The organism is Rhodococcus sp. 14C212 (assembly GCF_011058195.1).
GTDB classification, from domain to species: domain Bacteria; phylum Actinomycetota; class Actinomycetes; order Mycobacteriales; family Mycobacteriaceae; genus Rhodococcus; species Rhodococcus aetherivorans.
Window position 1 is genome coordinate 1 of record NZ_JAALEH010000215.1, and the last position, 1,126, is coordinate 1,126.

Sequence of the window (1,126 nt, forward strand, 5' to 3'; positions counted from 1 at the left end):
CCGACGCCGCCGCCGCGGCGGGCCAGTTCGAGCGCCAGGTGCAGCACGATCCGGGCCCCGGACATCCCCAGCGGGTGGCCCAGCGCGATCGCGCCGCCGTTGACGTTGATCCGGGCCGGGTCGATCCCGAGTTCGCGGCCGGAGGCGATCCCGACCGCGGCGAACGCCTCGTTGATCTCCACCAGGTCCAGCTCGGCCGGGTCGAGGCCCTCCCGGGCGCAGGCCTTCGCGATCGCCCGCGCCGGCTGGGACTGCAGCGTCGAGTCCGGGCCGGCGACCACGCCGTGCGCGCCGATCTCGGCGAGCCAGGACAGGCCCAGCTGTTCGGCCTTGGCCTTGGACATCACCACCACCGCGGCCGCCCCGTCGGAGATCTGCGAGGCCGAGCCGGCGGTGACGGTGCCGTCCGTCGCGAACGCCGGCCGCAGCTTGGCCAGGGACTCGGCGGTGGTGTCCGGGCGGATGCCCTCGTCGGCGGTGACCACGACCGGCTCGCCCTTGCGCTGCGGGATCGCCACCGGCACGATCTCGTCGTCGAACAGTCCGTCCTTCTGCGCGCGGGCCGCCCGCTGGTGGCTGGCGGCGGCGACGGCGTCCTGCTCGGCGCGGGAGACGAACCGCTCGCCGCTGTTGGCGGCCTCGGTGAGGGTGCCCATGGCCTGGTCGGTGAAGATGTCGTGCAGCCCGTCGAAGGCCAGGTGGTCGCGCAGGGTGACATCGCCGTACTTGAACCCGGCGCGGGACTTCTCGAGCAGGTGCGGGGCGGCGCTCATCGACTCCTGGCCGCCGGCGACGACGATGTCGAACTCGCCGGCGCGGATGAGCTGGTCGGCCAGCGCGATCGCGTCGATGCCGGACAGGCACACCTTGTTCACGGTCAGGGCGGGCACGGCCATCGGGATGCCGGCGGCCACGGCGGCCTGCCGGGCCGGGATCTGGCCGGCGCCGGCGGTGAGCACCTGACCCATGATCACGTACTCGACCTGCTCCGGGGCCACCCCGGCCTTGGCGAGGGCACCGGCGATGGCGACCCCGCCGAGGTCCGAGCCGGAGAAGTCCTTCAGGGCGCCCTGCAGACGCCCCATCGGGGTCCGGGCTCCGGCAACGATGACAGAACTGGTCACGA

The 1,126-nt window shown here is 73.9% G+C and carries 1 protein-coding gene; it reads right to left on the reverse strand.

Annotated features, from left to right (window positions below):
* Positions 1-1,124, reverse strand: a 1,124-nt coding sequence (locus G6038_RS30760; RefSeq protein WP_165042699.1) for an acetyl-CoA C-acetyltransferase, incomplete at its 3' end; no start/stop codon positions are given.
* Positions 1,125-1,126: the final 2 nt, after the last annotated feature.